At 49.8% G+C, this 18,617-nt stretch carries 14 protein-coding genes; all 14 read left to right on the forward strand.

Translation table 11 applies throughout. From position 1 onward, the window contains the following. Positions 1–77: 77 nt before the first annotated feature. The 14 genes from AUC31_RS03010 to nadE all read left to right on the forward strand — a co-directional run bounded on the left by AUC31_RS03010 (position 78) and on the right by nadE (position 18,447). Positions 78–1,700, forward strand: coding sequence for an alpha-glucosidase (locus AUC31_RS03010; protein ID WP_083509115.1), 1,623 nt, complete (start codon positions 78–80; stop codon positions 1,698–1,700). Between the two features lie 225 nt (positions 1,701–1,925). Beyond that, positions 1,926–3,188, forward strand: coding sequence for a S8 family peptidase (locus AUC31_RS03015; protein ID WP_058381431.1), 1,263 nt, complete (start codon positions 1,926–1,928; stop codon positions 3,186–3,188). A gap of 89 nt (positions 3,189–3,277) precedes the next feature. Beyond that, positions 3,278–4,510, forward strand: a complete 1,233-nt coding sequence (locus AUC31_RS03020) for a helix-turn-helix domain-containing protein (RefSeq protein WP_237150699.1) — start codon at positions 3,278–3,280, stop codon at positions 4,508–4,510. A gap of 1 nt (position 4,511) precedes the next feature. After that, complete coding sequence (locus AUC31_RS17660) at positions 4,512–4,655, forward strand: hypothetical protein (protein WP_157073454.1); 144 nt, start codon at positions 4,512–4,514, stop codon at positions 4,653–4,655. 148 nt (positions 4,656–4,803) lie between these two features. Then, complete coding sequence (locus AUC31_RS03025; protein WP_058381430.1) at positions 4,804–5,469, forward strand: GNAT family N-acetyltransferase; 666 nt, start codon at positions 4,804–4,806, stop codon at positions 5,467–5,469. An 87-nt stretch (positions 5,470–5,556) separates the two neighbouring features. Continuing rightward, positions 5,557–7,260 carry a PucR family transcriptional regulator gene (locus AUC31_RS03030; protein ID WP_058381429.1) on the forward strand — a complete coding sequence of 568 codons (1,704 nt, stop codon included), beginning with the start codon at positions 5,557–5,559 and terminating at the stop codon, positions 7,258–7,260. A 178-nt stretch (positions 7,261–7,438) separates the two neighbouring features. Then, positions 7,439–8,635, forward strand: coding sequence for a M24 family metallopeptidase (locus tag AUC31_RS03035; protein WP_058381428.1), 1,197 nt, complete (start codon positions 7,439–7,441; stop codon positions 8,633–8,635). Between the two features lie 50 nt (positions 8,636–8,685). Next, a complete protein-coding gene (locus AUC31_RS03040; RefSeq protein ID WP_058383678.1) occupies positions 8,686–9,885 on the forward strand; it encodes a cystathionine gamma-synthase family protein in 1,200 nt (399 codons plus the stop codon). Between the two features lie 20 nt (positions 9,886–9,905). After that, a complete protein-coding gene (locus AUC31_RS03045; RefSeq protein ID WP_058381427.1) occupies positions 9,906–11,141 on the forward strand; it encodes a M20 metallopeptidase family protein in 1,236 nt (411 codons plus the stop codon). After that, positions 11,131–12,183 (forward strand): homoserine dehydrogenase, encoded by a 1,053-nt coding sequence (locus AUC31_RS03050; protein WP_058381426.1) that lies wholly within the window; start codon positions 11,131–11,133, stop codon positions 12,181–12,183. Before AUC31_RS03045 ends, AUC31_RS03050 begins: the two co-directional genes overlap by 11 nt. Positions 12,184–12,198: 15 nt before the next feature. Further along, positions 12,199–13,635: an aldehyde dehydrogenase family protein gene (locus AUC31_RS03055; protein ID WP_058381425.1), complete on the forward strand. Its 1,437-nt coding sequence runs from the start codon at positions 12,199–12,201 to the stop codon at positions 13,633–13,635. A gap of 334 nt (positions 13,636–13,969) precedes the next feature. Beyond that, entirely contained in the window at positions 13,970–15,655 is a 1,686-nt protein-coding gene (gene ilvD / locus AUC31_RS03060; RefSeq protein ID WP_058381424.1) for a dihydroxy-acid dehydratase, read from the forward strand. A 477-nt stretch (positions 15,656–16,132) separates the two neighbouring features. Then, positions 16,133–17,602 carry a nicotinate phosphoribosyltransferase gene (locus tag AUC31_RS03065; protein ID WP_058381423.1) on the forward strand — a complete coding sequence of 490 codons (1,470 nt, stop codon included), beginning with the start codon at positions 16,133–16,135 and terminating at the stop codon, positions 17,600–17,602. 11 nt (positions 17,603–17,613) lie between these two features. Beyond that, positions 17,614–18,447: an ammonia-dependent NAD(+) synthetase gene (gene nadE / locus AUC31_RS03070; protein WP_058381422.1), complete on the forward strand. Its 834-nt coding sequence runs from the start codon at positions 17,614–17,616 to the stop codon at positions 18,445–18,447. Positions 18,448–18,617: the final 170 nt, after the last annotated feature.

Raw genomic sequence — 18,617 nt, forward strand, 5'->3', positions numbered from 1 at the left:
AGGAGTATAGTATATAAAAAAACAACGGTTGCCAGCAGTTAATATGAGCACATCAATTCCGCAACAGGAAGAGGGGGATGAGCTTGAAGAAAACATGGTGGAAAGAAGCGGTAGTCTATCAAATTTACCCGCGCAGTTTTTTCGATACGAACGGCGACGGGATGGGGGACCTGAACGGCATCCGGGCAAAGCTCGATTATCTGCAGGAACTCGGCGTCGACATGATTTGGCTGTGCCCCGTCTATAAATCGCCGAATGTCGATAACGGGTATGACGTCAGCGATTATCAGGCGATCATGGATGAAATGGGGACGATGGATGATTTTGACCGTTTGCTTGAGGACATCCATTCCCGCGGCATGAAAATCATGATGGATCTGGTATTGAATCATACAAGCGACCAGCATCCGTGGTTTCTGGAATCAAAATCGTCGAAAGACAGCCCCAAACGCGATTGGTACGTCTGGCGCGATCATCCGACGAATTGGGAAAGCATATTTGGCGGGCCGGCTTGGACCTATGACCCGAAAACAAGACAATATTATTTTCATTTGTTTTCCAAGAGCCAAGTCGACTTGAATTGGGAAAATCCTGAATTACGGCGGGCGCTTTACGATATGATCCTTTGGTGGCTCGATAAAGGAATTGACGGTTTCCGCGTAGACGCCATCAATCATTTGAAAAAAGAGTATACGGACATGCCGAATCCGGAGGGGCTAAATTATGTGCCGGCCTGGGAGAAGATGACGAATGTTCAAGGAATTCAGGAGCTGTTGGCAGAATTGCGGCGTGAAACCTTTGACCGTTATGATGTGGTGACCGTCGGTGAGGCGAACAGCGTCAGGGCGCATGAAATCAGCGAATGGATCAGCGAAGAAGAAGGCAAATTCAATATGATCTTCCATTTGGAAGCGCACGAAGAAGCGTGGGATGAAGAAAGTGCGGGTGTCGACGTCGACGATTTGAGGATTGTCCTTGATCGCTGGCAGCGCAGTGCGCAAGGGATCGCCTGGAATTCCTTGTACTTGGAAAACCATGACCGCCCGCGCACCGTTTCAACCTGGGGCAACGACCGGGAGCATTGGCGGGAAAGTGCGACCGCGCTCGGGTGCATGTACTTTTTTATGCAAGGCACCCCGTTCATTTACCAAGGGCAGGAAATCGGCATGACCAATGCGCCGTTCGACGACATCAATATGTACCGCGATATCGAAACGAAGAATATGTATCGCTATAACCGCCAAAAAGGAGTCCCTCACAAAGATTTGATGAAGACCATCAAGAAAATCAGCCGCGACCACGCAAGGACGCCCATGCAGTGGAACTTTGGCGCAAACGCCGGCTTTACAGGCGGCAAACCATGGATTCCGTTAAACCCGAATTTCAATTGGCTCAATGTAAAAGCACAGCAGCAAGATCCCCAGTCGGTCCTGGCTTTCTATAAAAAGATGCTGAAACTGCGCAAACAGCACGAAGCGTTGGTTTACGGCAGCACGCATTTGGCATTTCTGGAATGTCCTTATGTTTATGCCTATACACGAGAATACGGGGAAGCGCGTTATTTGATCATTTCGCATCTCGACGATGATACATGTTCTTGGTGGAGCCCGGTCGACGGTGAATTGCTGTTGTCGAATTATGAAGACCACGCAGACGGCAAACTGAAGCCGTACGAAGCGCGTGTCTATTTATTGAAATAAGAGCCGCCGCGAGCGGCTTTTTTTATATCTTTATTTAAAGGAATATAGTTGTGGGTATAAAGGTCTGATTTAGTTGGAACACCCTATTGCTGACAAGGATTTTCCCAATTACGCAATCCGTTTTTCTCTGCTAGATTTAAAGCATGGCAAGACGCAGAACAACAGTCGGGACGCCGCTTGCTGCACAGAGCCATGAAAATCTATTCGGAAAAGGGGATTCGAAAGATGAAAAAATCAGCAAAATTCATTACGACAGCCATGTTGGCAGCAACAATGCTCGTACCGGCAATGGGGGTTTCAGCAAATGAAGCTCCGGATGCACAAAAAGCGAATGCAAATGAGACGATCCGTGTGCTCGTGGATATGCCAGGGAAAAACGACCTTGAAAAAGCGAAAGACCAATACGGCGTCCACTGGGATTTCAATAGCGAAGGCTTCACAACCGATATGACGGAAAAGCAATTCGAAGCCTTGAAAAAAAACAAAAATGTAACGATTGAAAAAGTGCCTGAATATGCAGTGGAAACGACAACACTCGAACCACAAGCGCGCTATCAAGCAATGGCCGCATCCCAGTCTACTCCTTGGGGCATTAAAGCAATTTATAATAACAGTTCCATCACGAAAACAAGCGGCGGGTCAGGCGTCAACATTGCAGTCCTGGACACAGGCGTCAACACTAGCCACCCAGATCTTGCAGCGAACGTTGAACAATGTAAAGACTTCACTATCGGAACCAGCATCCGCAACGGTTCTTGCACGGACCGTCAAGGGCACGGGACGCACGTAGCCGGCTCAGCACTTGCGAACGGCAATGGCGGTTTGTACGGCGTAGCGCCGCAAGCGGACCTTTGGGGATACAAAGTGCTTGGCGATGACGGTTCGGGTTCTGCCGATGATATCGCAACGGCCATCCGCCACGTAGCCGATCAGGCTTCAGCCTTGAACCAGAAAACGGTCATCAATATGTCTCTTGGCTCTTCAGCAGAAAGCAGCTTGATTACGAATGCGGTCAACTACGCATACGGTAAAGGCGTGCTTGTCATTGCAGCAGCAGGCAACGAAGGCCCGTACCAAGGATCGATCGGCTTCCCGGGTGCATTGCAAAATGCCGTAGCGGTAGCAGCTCTTGAAAACGTTCAGCAAAACGGAACGTATCGCGTAGCGGATTTCTCTTCACGCGGATACAGCCAATACGCTGGCGACTATTCGATCGGGAAATATGATGTGGAAGTATCAGCTCCTGGCGCAAGCATTTACTCTGCTTGGTATGACGGAGGCTATGCAACAATCAGCGGAACATCGATGGCATCACCACACGCAGCCGGCCTTGCAGCGAAAATCTGGGCAGCAAACCCATCTGCAACACATACACAAATCCGCGGCGATCTTCAAAACCGCGCAGCGAACAACGACATTCTATCCGGCTATTATGCAGGATCTGGAGACGACTCCGCTTCAGGATTCGGATTCTACCGCCTGCCATAAGAGTTCGCTTGAAGACAAGCCTGGCTGTAACAGCTAGGCTTGTTTTTTTGTGTTATTATTTATATATTCTGACAAAGAAAGGTGAGTTTATGAACATCGGTTCTGTGATTAAATACTATCGGCTCAAGCACAACCTCACACAGTCACAGCTCGCTGATGGCATCTGTTCCGTATCGCATTTGAGCAAAATCGAATCCAATACCTATACGCCGCACGAAGAAACTTACGAAGCGCTGCTTTTAAAAATGGGCGTGCAATTGAAAAAAGAACTGGAACACCAGAAGCGGCTTGAACAGCAATTGGGGCGTTTTATCGATTGCGCACTTCATTACGATCTCGACAATTTGCATAAAATCTATGAAGAGCTTTTGGATGAGGACGATTACCTGCAATCAACCGACCTGGTGAATCAATACGAATTGTATAAATTCCGCTATTATGTCCTGGATTTGCAGATGGACAAAGCGTCAGCACAGCAAAAGCTGCTTGAAAAGCTGAAAGCTTCTTTTACAGCACCGGAGTTATGGATGAGCCGTTTTTTTCAAGCACTTTATTTCACAACTTTAGGACAACAAAAAGAAGCAATGGACTTGATGTACAGGCTAGATCAAGGACTTCAAAGCATTCCGCAAAAACTGGAGGGCGAATTTTATTATCAAAAAGCGAGAATTTTAATAGTGCATGACCGCCTGGAGCTGTCTGCATATTTTGCCGAGCGGGCAGTGCGTTCTTACGAAATGCATCATAATTACATCCGCCTCCTGCATGCGCAATTGCTGCTGGCGATCAACTACACAAGGCGCAATCTGAGTACTCAAGCCGCTAGCTTGTATGAAGTGGTCAAACGCAACGCCCATCTGACCCATCAGAACGAATTGTATCAATCGGTTCTTTATAATTATGCGGAGTTAATGAAGAGCCAGAAGCAAGACAGTCAAGCATTCGAGCTGTTTTCGGAGCTTAAAGATGTGGTGCAGCCAGGAAGCTATATACACAAAGCAGTTATTGTCAATTTGCTGGAGCTAAAAGGGATAAGTGAAGAAGAAACAGTTGAGCTGATCGAACAATTGCGCATGCCTGGGACCCCAAAAGACGAAGAATACTTCAAGCTGTATAGCGATTACTACGGGAAACGAGAATTTTCCCAACAAGAACTTTTGAACTATAAAGAAGATAAAATGTTTCCATTTTTCAAAAAATATGGTTATATAAAAGACACCAAACATCTTTCTGAAGAGCTTGCGGCTCATTACAAAGAGCAGCAAGATTGGCAGAAAGCCTATTACTACCAAACTCAATTTCTGGAAAGCGACGGTGATTAACATGGAAAAGAAAAAATTATTGCTTGGTGCCACATTAGCGCTAATCTTGGCGTTGTCAGCAGGATTGCCTCAAATCGCAGCACAAGCAGAAAATGCTGACGGAAACGTGACCATCAACGGGCCACAAGTATTGCCGCCAGTATAATAGAAGAACAAAAAAGCTTGCCAATTTGGCAAGCTTTTCTTTTGGGCAAATTTTAAGTTGGCAAAGCCGTTAGATTCAATCATCACACATCTGCTGTGTATGCGCACCGTCTTCGGGTAAACTAAACAAAAAGAAAGGCGGCGACACAATGTATAAAAAACAGCAATACGTTTTCAAGGATGGTCGCCCGGTCATGGCGACTATCCGAACCTATAATGAAGAAGATTTCCCAGGTTTGATCGAAGTGCAGCGCGAAAGTTTTCCGCCGCCGTTCCCGCCCGACTTGCTTTGGAACGAGCAACAGCTCCAAAACCATGTCGCGCTTTATCCTGAAGGAGCAATTTGCGTCGAAATCGATGGCGAAATCGCAGGTTCCATGACGGGGATGCTCACGAAATTCGATCCTGCGCATCCTTTACATACATGGGAGCAAGTAACCGATTCGGGATCGATCGGAACGCATGACCCGGAAGGCGAATCGCTGTATGTCGTCGACATCGGCATCAAGCCGAAATTCCGTAAATTGAAACTTGGCAAGCTCTTAATGGAAGCGATGTATGAGCGGGTCGTTGTGGACAGTCTCGAGCGGCTCGTCGGCGGCGGGCGGATGCCGGGATATCATCGATACGCGAACGAACTGTCTGCTGAACAATACATCGAAAGAGTGTTGGCCGGTGATGTAAAAGATCCCGTTATCAGCTTCTTGCTCAGCTGTGGCCGTATGCCTGTATCGATAGTTCCTGGCTATTTGGACGATGAAGAATCGTGTGATTATGCTTTATTAATGGAGTGGAGAAATCCGTTTTACCTATAAATAGTTCTGATTATTCGGACATATCCTTTTTCGAAGCCTTTGTTTTTGCTATACTGGCAGAAACCAATGAGGCGCGGAGGGGATTAAATGCAGCTGACCGTGCAGGATGTTTTGGATTACGAATTACTGGAAGGAGCGGTCGTCCGCACCGCCAAAGAATATGCACAAACGCGGCCTGTGCACTGGGTGTCTGTCATGGAAATGCCTGTTGAGAATTTCGTGCGCCGCAATGAGCTGGTGTTGACGACTGCGATGGGATGCAAAAATGATGTGGAAATCTTTCGAGGATTCGTCAAGGACATCATCGATTCCGGGGCAGCCGCACTGATGATCGCGATGGGGCGGCATGTCTACGAAATTCCGAAAGAGATTGCCCAACTGGCTGAAGAGCATTCATTTTTGCTCGTTGAACTGCCGTGGGAGCTGCGCTTTTCAACGGTCATCGAAGAAGTGATGATCGATTTAAACGATCTGCATCGTCAGGAACGGCAGCGTTCAGAGCAAGTGCAGCAGGATTTATTGAAGCTGATCTTGGCAGATGCAGAATTGGAGAAAATCGCTGCCTATATCCGTCGTGAGCTTGACAGTGCATTGCTTATTACGGATGCTCACGGGGCGGTGCAAGCAGCCTCCGGTTTTTCACGTGCCAAACTGGAAGAATGGGAACGGCAGGTCAGCGAAGGGCTTTTCCCGATTCGCCAAGCAGTCCCGAAAGGAAACCGCGACCCAATGATCCAGAAATTCCGCAGCGGCGAATTGGGCGGCCGAAAGCTCGTCCAAATCCCGGTGCTCCAAGTATCAGAAGAAGCTCAGGGCTATCTATTCATTGAACTGCCGGAAAATGCATGCGATGGGCGTCTCGATGTTTTTTCGGTTCACGTGCTGGAACATGCGGCAACGACCATTTCCTTATGGCGCTCAAGGCAAAATGCAGTCGAAGAGACAAAAGCGGCGCTGCGCATGGATTTCGTCCGTGAACTTGCTAACGGGGAATTCGTAACGAAAGAGCAGGCGGCTTCCCGCGCCCGCGCACTCGGCTATGACCTGGAGCTCCCGTATATTGGCCTGGCGGGCAGCCCGGAAAATTTACGTGAATTATTTGGGCGGCGAAAGCCGGATCATAGTTCGTATACCGAGTGGTCGAAAAGCATGATTGCTTATATTGAAGAAGAAATCCATTACGCGGCCTATGCCATGAAACGCACCGTGATGACGGGTTATGTAGACGGATATTTGATCATTTTCCTGGAAAAGCCGCCCGAAAGCGGACAGGAAAACCAGATCAATTTCCTGGATTTAATTGAACGGCGGATGGGAAATTTATTGCCGGAAGTCCTGCTTTCCTGGGGCATAGGCGATCACGCGCAAGACTTCGCCGGCTTCAGCAGCAGTTTTCAGCATGCGAAAGCGGCGCTTGAAATCGGGCGCATGAAAAAAGGGCCAGGGCACCGGATGGATTACCGCGATACCCGGGCAGACCGGCTGCTATTGCAATTGGCCAAAACCGAAGGGATGAAAGATATCATCCAGTCGACGATTCAGCCGCTCGTCGATTATGACCAACAGCGGCAAATGGATCTGATTGGCACTTTTTCGGCGTACAACCATTATCAAGGCAATGTCAGCCAAACGGCGCGCGCCTTGAACCTGCATCGCCAATCCCTGCTGTACCGCTTGCGCAAAATCGAATCATTGACCGGCTTATCGCTTGTCGACCCGGACGATTTGTTTCTATTGGAATTATGCGTCCGCACCCATCGCATCCGTGCCACTGAACCAAATGACGCTTGAATGAAAGCCTTCTGCTCAAGAAGGCTTTTTTTATGTGGAAAAATTGACTAAAGGGAAGCGCGCATTTTCATACACTATGACGGATGCTTCTAAGGAAGCCTGGCAGGTATAGTAAACATAAGAATAATAGATTGATTATTCCGACTCTTAATTCGTGAATACAAGGAGGGGATTCCCCATGTCGTTTGGAACAGCAGAATATCAGGGGCGTATCAGAAAAACAAAGCAGCAGATGGCGGAAAAAGGCATTGAAGTACTGCTTATCACCGACCCTGCCAATATGAACTATTTATCGGGCTATGATGCTTGGTCGTTTTATGTCCATCAAATGCTCATTGTCATTGAAGATGAAGACCAGCCCTTGTGGGTCGGACGGATCATGGATGCGAACGGAGCCAAAATTACGACTTGGCTGTACCACGATAACATCATCCCGTATCCCGAGATTTACGTGCAATCACAAACGCATCACCCGATGGATTTCGTCGCGGAAATCCTGTCACAGATCGGGCAGGACCGGCGTTCAATCGGCGTCGAAATGGAGAATTATTATTTTACGGCAAAATGCTACGAACGCTTGCAAAAAGGCTTGCCAAATGCCCGTTTCCAAGACGCGACGCTGCTCGTCAATTGGGTCCGGTTGGTGAAGTCGGATACCGAGATTGCCTATATGAAGCGCGCAGCACGCTTTTCGGAAAAAGCGATGGCAGCAGGAATCGAGATGATTGCAGAAGGTGTAAGGGAATGTGACGTGGCGGCAAGGATCCTTGAAGTGCAAGTAAGAGGGACGAAAGAGCATGGTGGGGACTATCCGGCAATCATGCCGCTGTTGCCGACAGGGGAACGCACCGCTGCGCCTCATTTGACTTGGACCGATAAACGCTATAAGCAAGGGGAATCGGTGACGCTGGAGATCGCGGGTTGCTATAAGCGCTATCATTCACCGCTCGCACGCACCGTATTTATCGGGACGCCGGATGCGGAACTGCAGCATCTTGCAGAAGTGACGACAGAAGGCATCAACGAATGTCTTGCGATGATCAAGCCGGGCATTTATTTGGAAGAAGTGTGTGCGACATGGACGAAAACGATCGCCCGCTATGGCTTTGAAAAAGAAGCGCGCATCGGCTATCCCGTAGGCTTGAATTACCCACCGGACTGGGGCGAGCATACCGCAAGCATCCGCATGGGCGACCGCACTGTGCTCGAACCGAATATGGCGTTCCATATGATTCCGGCAATGTGGTTCGATGATTCCGGTTTTGAAGTGAGCGAAACCTTCCGTGTGACGGAATCCGGCTGTGAAACGCTGGCGAATATGCCGAGAGGCTTGTTCACAAAAGGGCATTTAATCGGCTATCAAGGCGGCGCATGATTATTGGCAATGAAAAATTGAAAGCATTAAAAAATTTGAGGAGTGAGTTTATGACAAACAAAAAAATCCATCAATCCACACAAGCAGTCTGGGGCGGAGAAAAAGATTATTTGGCACACGGGGCATCACAAGTACCGGTCGTCTTGAGCGTCGCTTATACGTATGACGATATGGATGAATGGTACGACGTCGCAATCGGCAAGAAGAAAGGGCATATTTACGGGCGCAATACGAACCCGACCGTTCAGGCTTTCGAAGACAAAGTGAAATTGCTCGAAGGCGCGGAAGCAGCGACGAGCTTCTCGACCGGAATGGCCGCCATCAGCAATACGCTTGCGACTTTCCTCGTGCCTGGCGACCGCATCGTCTCGATCAAGGATACTTACGGCGGCACGAATAAAATTTTCACGGAATTCCTGCCACGCCAGCAAATCGATGTTGCACTCGTCGATACTGGTAATCATGAGGCAATTGAAGCGGAACTCAAAAAGGGCTGCAAGATCCTCTATTTGGAAACGCCGACCAACCCGACTGTCAAAATCACGGACATTGCACGCATGGCAAAAGCAGGTCACGAAGTAGGGGCGCTGGTCATTATCGACAACACATTCGGCACACCGATTAACCAGAATCCGCTTGAAGATGGCGTCGATCTTGTTCTCCACAGCGCTACTAAATTCCTAGGGGGACACGCGGATGCCCTCGGCGGTGTACTGGTCGGGTCGCATGAACTGGTCGAACAGGTTTATCATTACCGCGAAATCAACGGCGCGACGATGGACCCGATGGCCGCTTACCTGCTACTGCGCGGCATGAAGACTTTGCATTTGCGCATCCGCGAACAAAGCAAGAACGCCATGGCGCTCGCTAAGTTTCTGCAGACAAAAGACATCGTCGAAGACGTCTTTTATCCAGGGCTCGAAACGCATCCGAACCACGATATCGCCAAACGCCAAATGAAAGGCTTCGGCGGCATGCTGAGCTTTTCTGTAAAAGGCGGCGTCGACACGGTGCGTGATTTGCTGCCGAAACTCCAATATGCAAACCGTGCCGCAAATCTCGGGGCGGTCGAGACGACTGTCGGACCGGCGCGTACGACAAGCCACGTAGAATGCACCCCTGAAGAACGCGCCGCGATGGGCATCCCAGAAGGCTTGATCCGTGTTTCTTGCGGCATTGAGGAGATCGAAGACATCATCAACGATTTTGAGCAGGCATTCCAGCACGTCGAAACGGTGATGAACGTCTAATCGGAAAGCCGGGTGTAAACATGGAGAACAAAGATGAACTCCTGACAAAAGCGGAAAAAATGAGCAGCCAACTCAGTGAATGGCGGCGGACGCTGCACCAATTCCCAGAACTGAGCTTCCAGGAATTCGAGACGGCCGACTTTATCGCATCTGTTTTGGCGACTATCGATGGCATTACCGTCGAACGGGAGATCGGCTTTGAGACGAGCGTGATCGCGACGCTCGGAAAAGGCGAGGGCCCGGTAATAGCACTGCGTGCGGATATCGACGCTTTGCCCATCGACGAAGCGAATACATGTAATTACCGGTCGAAAACCCCTGGGGTCATGCACGCCTGTGGACACGATGCGCATGCCGCCATCCTGCTCGGCGCCGCTTCGATTCTTGCGGACTACTTCCGGGACAAGCCATTGGGCGGAACGGTCAAGTTCATTTTCCAGCCGGCAGAAGAGATGATTGACGAAGAGTCCATGTCAGGCTCACCATATCTGTTGCAAGCGGGCGCTTACGACGAAGCGGAGCTGGCGATTGCGCTTCACATGTGCCCATGGCTACCAGTCGGTGCAGTTCAAATGCATGACGGCATCAGCATGGCGAACGTCGATGTCTTTCACGGGACGATCCAGGGAACCGGCGGGCATGGTGCCTATCCGGAACTCGGCAGCGACCCGACTTGGATGCTCGGCCTCATTTTGCAGGCGCTGCATGGCATCGTGCCGCGGAAAGTATCCGCACTCGAACCCGCGGTCATCAGTGTCGGGCAAATCCATGCAGGAACTGCCAGCAATATCATCCCGCACGAAGTTCAAGTGGAAGGCACTGTGCGAAGCTATTCAGCCAGCACGCGTGATCTGCTCGAAACGGAAATCCGCGATGCATTCGCACTCGCGAAACATCTGGGCGGCGATTATTCCTTCCATTACCAGCGGGGAGAGCCAGCGTTAATCAATGATCGGCATGTGAATGAACAGATCACAAAAGCCATCCAAAAAACGGACCCATCTATAAAGTTCACTCATCAGGCATTTGGCATGGGAGGCGAAGACTTCGCTTATGTCACGCAGCAGCTACCGGGTGCGATGTTTTTCCTCGGCTGTTCGCTAGATGACGGAATCGAGCGGGATTTGCATACGCCGCATTTTGATGTCGATGAGCGCAGCCTGCCGCTTGGAGCTGCCATATTAGCCAATGCGGCAATCGGCTTTTTCACTCAAACAGGTGGGCAAGGAGAACAGGAGGAGCAGCATGACACATAAACTAGCATTTATCGGGTTCGGCGTCGTCGGCCAAGGACTTGCTGAAATTCTGCACAATAAACGGCAAAGCCTGATGGAGCAGGAAAGTTTCGAGGCGAAAGTCGTCGCGATATCCGATTTCAAGAAAGGCTCGTTATACCATCCGGACGGGCTCGATCTCGAAACGGTCTTGGACGCTGTACGAAAGACCGGAAGTTTGGAAAGCTATCCGAAAACAGAAGGGCTCGTCACGGGCTGGAACAGCCTGGAGACGATCAGGCAATCGAACGCCGATACGGTGGTGGAAGTGTCCTATACGGACGTGAAAACCGGCCAGCCTGCAATCGACCATTGCCGCGCAGCTTTCCAAAGCGGCAAGAATGTCGTCATGACCAATAAAGGGCCGGTTGCGCTCGCGTACCAGGAACTATCATCTTTGGCAAATAAGCATAACGTCTCTTGGGGCTTTGAAGGTACAGTCATGAGTGGGACGCCTGCCCTGCGGATGCCTAAACTGGCACTTGCCGGAAATGACATCACCGAAATCCGCGGCATCTTGAACGGCACGACCAATTTCATGCTCATGCGAATGGACGAAGGAGAAAGCTATGAATCTGCGCTCAAGGAAGCACAAAAGCTCGGCTATGCTGAAGCGGATCCGACGAGTGATGTCGAAGGCCTCGATGCGCGCTATAAAATCGTCATCCTCACGCAGCATGTCATGGGCATGCCTTTGTCGGTCGAAGACGTCGAATGCACGGGCATTTCAAAAATGACCCCGGAACTGATCGAGCAAGCACGAACGGAAGGGAAGCGCTGGAAGCTAGTCGCCACAGCAAAAAAAGAAAATGGGGTGGTTTCAGCGAAAGTGGCAGCGGAAAAAGTGCCGCTTGATGATCCACTCGCTTCCGTTTCAGGAGCACTCAATGCCATCACTTATGAAACCGACCTATTGGGACCGGTCACCTTGAGTGGCGCAGGAGCCGGCAAAACGGAAACCGGCTTTTCCTTGCTCATCGATTTATTGACCATCGCAAAGGCAAGAGAAGCGGTGCGGTCATGAAAGGAGGAGGAATAGATGGCGACACATGTTGAAGGCCGGAAAATGTTTCTGGCAGGTGAATGGGTAGACGGAAAACAATGGATCGACGTCACCGATCCTCAGGATGGATCTCTTGTCGATCGGGTGCCTGCCGCAACGAAAGAAGATATGGAGGCGTGCATCGAGGCAGCTAAATCAGGCGCACAAGTTGCTGCACGAATGCCGGTCGTTGAACGCATGCAAATTATCGGAAAAGCAGCGGATTATATCGAAGCGAACGCAGAACGTTATGCGCGCACCATCGCCAAAGAAAGCAGCAAAACCATTCGCGAAGCTCGAAAAGAAGTAGGGCGGGCAGTTGAAACTTTGCGCTTGAGCGCAGAAGAAGCGAGGCGCATTACCGGTGAAACGATTCCGTTCGACCAATCGCCCGGCGGAATCGGTAAAGTCGGTTATTACCGGCGCTTTCCACTCGGCATCATCGGGGCGATCACGCCATTTAACGACCCGCTGAACTTAGTAGCTCATAAAGTCGGCCCAGCGATTGCATCGGGCAATGCCATCATCGTCAAGCCGGCGACTGTCACGCCGCTCAGTGCGCTGTTATTGGCGCAAGCTTTTTCACACGCCGGGTTGCCGGAAAAAATCCTGTCTGTTATCACCGGGCGAGGCGGGGAAATCGGCGATGTCTTAGTCGAACATCCGGCTGTCCGGATGATCAGTTTTACCGGAGGCGTCGAGACTGGGCTTGCGATCACTAAAAAAGCGGGCTTGAAAAAAGTGGGCATGGAACTCGGCTCGAATTCGCCGGTCATCGTCCTGCAAGACGCTGATTTGGAAGACGCGGTGGCATCATCTGTCTCCGGTGCATTTTGGGCAGCCGGGCAAAATTGCCTCGGCGTCCAGCGGGTCTATATCGAAGATCCTGTATTCGATCTGTTTAAAGAACGATTCGTCGAACAAACCGAAAGCTATATCGTCGGTGATAAACAATCTGAACTGACGGATATGGGTCCGTTGATTACGGAAAAAGAAGCGCAGCGCGTCGAAGGGCTGGTCCAGGAAGCGTTGGATAAAGGTGCGACGCTTGAAACTGGAGGCGAACGGGATGAGGCTTTCTACTCGCCGACTGTGCTTACGGGTGTGCCAGATGACTGTGCGCTCGCAGCAGAAGAAATCTTCGGCCCAGTCGCATTGCTCTATCGAGTAACTGATTTAGATGAAGCGATTGAACGGGCAAATGCCGTCGACTATGGACTGCAAGCGGGGATCTTTACGAAAAATCTCGACCATGCCCACCGTGCGATCGAAGAACTCGAAGTGGGCGGTGTTATGATCAACGACAGCAGCGATTTCCGGATCGATGCCATGCCGTTCGGCGGCGTTAAGCAATCAGGTCTCGGCAGAGAAGGCGTCAAATTCGCCATACAGGAAATGACCGATACGAAAGTAGTCTGCTTTAAATTGGGCTAATTTCAGAAAATGGCGCGTAGCTTACAAAGTGCGTGCTTTTTAATGTTATAGCGCAATATATAAATTGAGCCATCGGAATAGGTGATGATGAGCAAAAAAGCTTTTATACCATGTGAAAGCGGATACATATATAATATCTGTGACGAATTGTGAAATATTATTATTAATTATCGTTTTATTCGTTGAATTCTGAAAAATGTCCTCTATAATAAAGAGAAACTCAGAGCAGCCGGGAAATCACTTCCTCGCTGCTAGCTAGTTGATCTAGGGGCCGTTAATAGGTGCCCTATGAATCCGCGAAGCAGATACATAGAAAAGAAAGGATAGGATACTTATGAAGAAGGATTTGCGCATCAAGAGTAAGGTTTTCAGCGAAGGGCCGATGAAAGCCCCGAACCGGGCAATGCTGCGGGCGGTTGGAGTGACAGATGAAGGCTTTGAGCAGCCGATGGTCGGCATCGCCAGCACGTGGAGTGAAGTCACGCCGTGTAATATACATATTGACGAACTGGCTAGAGCGGCGAAAAAAGGCGCTCAAGAGGCCGGGGCAGTTCCGTTCATCTTCAACACGATCACCGTTTCCGACGGGATTTCGATGGGAACCGAAGGCATGAAATATTCGCTATCGAGCCGCGACGTTATCGCGGATTCCATTGAAACGGTCGTCGGTGCAGAAAGCTTGGACGGGCTTGTCGCAATCGGTGGCTGTGATAAAAACATCCCTGGTTGTTTGATTGCCATCGCCAACTCCGAAGTGCCTGCAGTATTCGTTTATGGCGGCACCATTGCAGCTGGGCGCTATAATAGCCAGGATATCGACATCGTTTCTGTCTTTGAAGGTGTTGGCCAGCATAATAACGGCACCATCGATGATGCGGCGCTGCGCAAAATCGAATGCAGTGCATGCCCTGGCGCGGGTTCATGCGGCGGCATGTATACGGCGAACACGATGGCATCGGCAGCTGAAGCGATGGGCATGAGTTTGCCGGGAAGTTCTTCGAATCCGGCAGTGTCTGAGTACAAGGAAGCGGACTGTGAAGCGGCAGGTGCTGCAGTGCATCATCTTCTGGAGCTTGGCATCTACCCGAAAGACATCATGACCAAAGAAGCGTTCGAAAACGCCATCACGGTCGTTATGGCGCTCGGCGGATCTACCAATGCCATCCTTCACTTGCTTGCGATCGCACACGCTGCGGAAGTGGATTTGACAATTGACGATTTCAATCGCCTCCAAAAAACGGTTCCGCATATCGCGGACCTGAAACCGAGCGGCAAATACGTCATGCAGGATCTTCACCGCGTAGGCGGCGTACAGGCAGTTATGAAAATGCTATTGGAAGCGGGTTATTTGCACGGCGATTGCATGACCGTCACCGGTAAAACCGTGGCAGAGAATTTGCAGGAAGCACCGAGCCTGACAGAAGGGCAGGACGTCATCATGCCGTTCGATAATCCGAAACGAAAAGACGGCCCGTTGATCGTCCTAAAAGGCAATCTGTCCCCAACAGGTGCCGTCGCCAAAGTGTCCGGCGTCAAAGTCAACCGCCACACAGGCCCAGCGCGCGTCTTCGATAATGAAAAAGAAGCGACTGCAGCGGTCATGGCGAACGAAATCAACGATGGCGATGTATTGGTCATCCGTTACGTCGGGCCAAAAGGCGGTCCGGGAATGCCGGAGATGCTGTCGATTTCAGCGATCCTCGTCGGAAAAGGCATGGGCGAATCGGTTGCGCTCCTCACCGATGGACGGTTCTCGGGCGGGACGCACGGACTGGTCGTCGGCCACATCTCACCGGAAGCGCAGTCGGGCGGCCCGATTGCCTTGCTCCACGAAGGTGATATGGTGACGATCGATTCGGACTTGCAGGAAATCTCCATGGACGTTTCCGATGAAGAACTTGAAAAGCGCAGAAGTGAATGGGTCGCACCGCCGCTTCACCGCAAAGGCGTTCTCGGAAAATACGCCCATAATGTTTCCTGTTCTTCCAAAGGGGCCGTTACGGATTATTTAAACCGATAATAAAAAAACAGCGTCGATCCCAGCAAAGAACGGGATCGGCGCTGCTTTTACATTGTGCAGGAATTGGAAAAGGGCTGCCCTCAAGTGAGGACAGCCCTTTATTTATTAGGTAACAACCGTGTGTTTTGACTTGAATATTAACCCGTAACGAACGGGGAATCATTTCCATTGAAAGTGTTTGCTTTCATTGCCGCGGTAATAGTTCCACTGGGTGCTTTAAACTTAAGCAACGTAAACCCTTCCTTCTTTTACGTCCTTGCGATCCTGTAATCGCGCCAGTGTGAATAAGTATCTTCAAAAACATTGCGTAGAATGCCAGTCATCAAAATTTGTGTGTTACCTCGTAGTTAACTCTGAATACTATCTCATATTTTTGGGTATATGTCAATGATAGGGCCTATGTGGCGATTCATCATCTTATAAAATAAGAAATTTGATGTATAATGATAGTCATTACTGTGGAAGAAGGGGATTTTTGTGGAAACGCGTTATGCAGATGATAGCTTGGCATTACATACTGATTTATACCAAATCAATATGGCAGAAACCTATTGGGCGGATGGGATGCATGAACGGAAAGCGGTTTTTGAATTGTTTTTCCGTAAATTGCCATTCGGCAATGGTTATGCCACATTTGCGGGATTAGAGCGAGTACTCGATTATTTGAACAACTTCCATTTTTCGGAAAGTGATATTGCTTATTTACGCGATGAACTCGGTTATAAGGAAGATTTTTTGGGCTATTTAAAAGAAGTCCGTTTTACGGGCGATGTCTATTCAGTCGTCGAAGGCGAGCTCGTTTTCCAAAATGAACCGCTGATTCGCATCGAAGCGCCTCTTTTGGAAGCGCAATTGGTCGAGACGGCACTTCTGAATATCGTCAATTACCAAACCTTGATTGCCACCAAAGCAAGCCGCATCAAACAAGTCGTCGGGACAGAACGCGTCATGGAATTCGGCACGCGCCGCGCACAGGAAATGGACGCAGCGATTTGGGGCACACGTGCCGCATTCATCGGCGGGTTGGAAGCAACGAGCAACACCCGTGCCGCCAAATTATTTGGCATTCCAGCAGCCGGCACCCATGCCCATTCGATGATCCAGGCCTATAAAGACGAATACGAGGCGTTCCATGCATATGCGAAGCGCCATCGTGAATGCGTCTTTTTAGTCGATACTTACGACACGTTGAAATCCGGCTTGCCGATCGCTATCCAAGTGGCAAAAGAGCTCGGGGACAAAATCAACTTCCGCGGCATCCGCTTAGACAGCGGCGATATTGCCTTTTTATCCAAGGAAGCGCGAAAAATGCTCGATGAGGCAGGGTTCCCTGACACCGAAGTGGTCGTTTCCAACGATTTGGATGAATACACCATCCTCAACTTGAAAGCGCAAGGAGCGAAGGTCGACGCATGGGGAATCGGGACGAAACTCATCACCGCCTATGACCAGCCCGCGCTGGGTGCGGTATACAAACTCGTTTCGATCGAAAACAGTGCAGGCGAAATGGAAGACACCATCAAGATTTCGGGCAATGCAGAAAAAGTGACGACTCCTGGATTGAAAAACGTTTACCGGATTATAGATAGGGAAAACGGAAAATCAGAAGGTGATTACATCACGATGCATGACGAAAACCCCGCTTCTGAAGAACGCTTGAAAATGTTCCATCCAGTCCATACATTCGTCTCGAAGTTCGTCACCAATTTCGATGCCGTGAACATCCATCAACAAGTCATCAAGTCAGGCGAAGTCGTTTATGAAAATCCGCCGCTCGAAGAAATACAGAAGTATGCGGTAGGGACGCTCGATTTGCTGTGGGATGAGTACAAGCGATCGCTTAATCCGGAAGAATACCCAGTTGATTTAAGCGAAAAATGTTGGAACAATAAAATGCGGAATATCCAGGAAGTACGGGAATCGGTTCAGGAATTCACGAACAAATAAGGAGGATCCACATGTCGACATTACAACAGCAGATCATCAACGAATTGAAGGTACAGCCTTCTATTAATCCGCAGGAAGAGATCAGGCGCACGGTTGAATTCCTCAAAGAATACTTACAACACCATTCATTCCTGAAAGGCTTTGTGCTCGGCATTTCCGGCGGCCAGGATTCGACGCTTGCCGGTAAACTGGCACAAATGGCCGTTGATGAACTGAATGAGGAAGCAGGCGGCCAAACTTATAGCTTTTACGGTGTGCGCCTGCCATACGGTGTCCAAGCCGATGAGCATGACGCTCAGGATGCCATCAAATTTATCCAGCCGACGAAAGTCTATACCATCAACATCAAAGAAGCTGTCGATGGCAGCGACCGCGCGCTAGAGGCGGAAGGCATCAAGTTGACGGATTTTGCAAAAGGCAACGAAAAAGCGCGTGAACGCATGAAAGCACAATATTCGGTGGCCGCCATGCACAATGCGGTCGTGCTCGGGACTGACCACGCAGCTGAAGCGATTACCGGTTTCTATACGAAATACGGCGATGGCGCAGCTGATGTAGTGCCATTGTTCCGGTTGAATAAGCGTCAAGGGCGTGAAATGCTGAAGGCACTTGGCTCACCGGAGCATTTGTATACAAAAGTCCCGACCGCCGACTTGGAAGAAGACAAACCGGCTATACCGGATGAAGTCGCGCTTGGTATCACATATGAGCAAATCGACGATTATCTGGAAGGTAAGAAAATCGCTGAAGATGCTCGCGAAAAGCTGGAAGGCTATTACTTGAAAACCCAGCATAAGCGCAATCTGCCGGTGACGATTTTCGATGACTTCTGGAAAAATAATTAATAAGACAACGGGAAAAGCATATGCTTTTCCCGTTTTTTCATTTTCAAGAGTGGTTCAAAGGAATCCTTCAAACCGGCATGCCGTGATGGCTCAGTTGAGTTATCGCCTGGAATCCGATATGATGGCAATAAGATTGTGATTATTCAAAACCTTTTTCACTTATATGGGAG

The sequence above is a fragment of the Planococcus rifietoensis genome, assembly GCF_001465795.2.
GTDB lineage: Bacteria > Bacillota > Bacilli > Bacillales_A > Planococcaceae > Planococcus > Planococcus rifietoensis.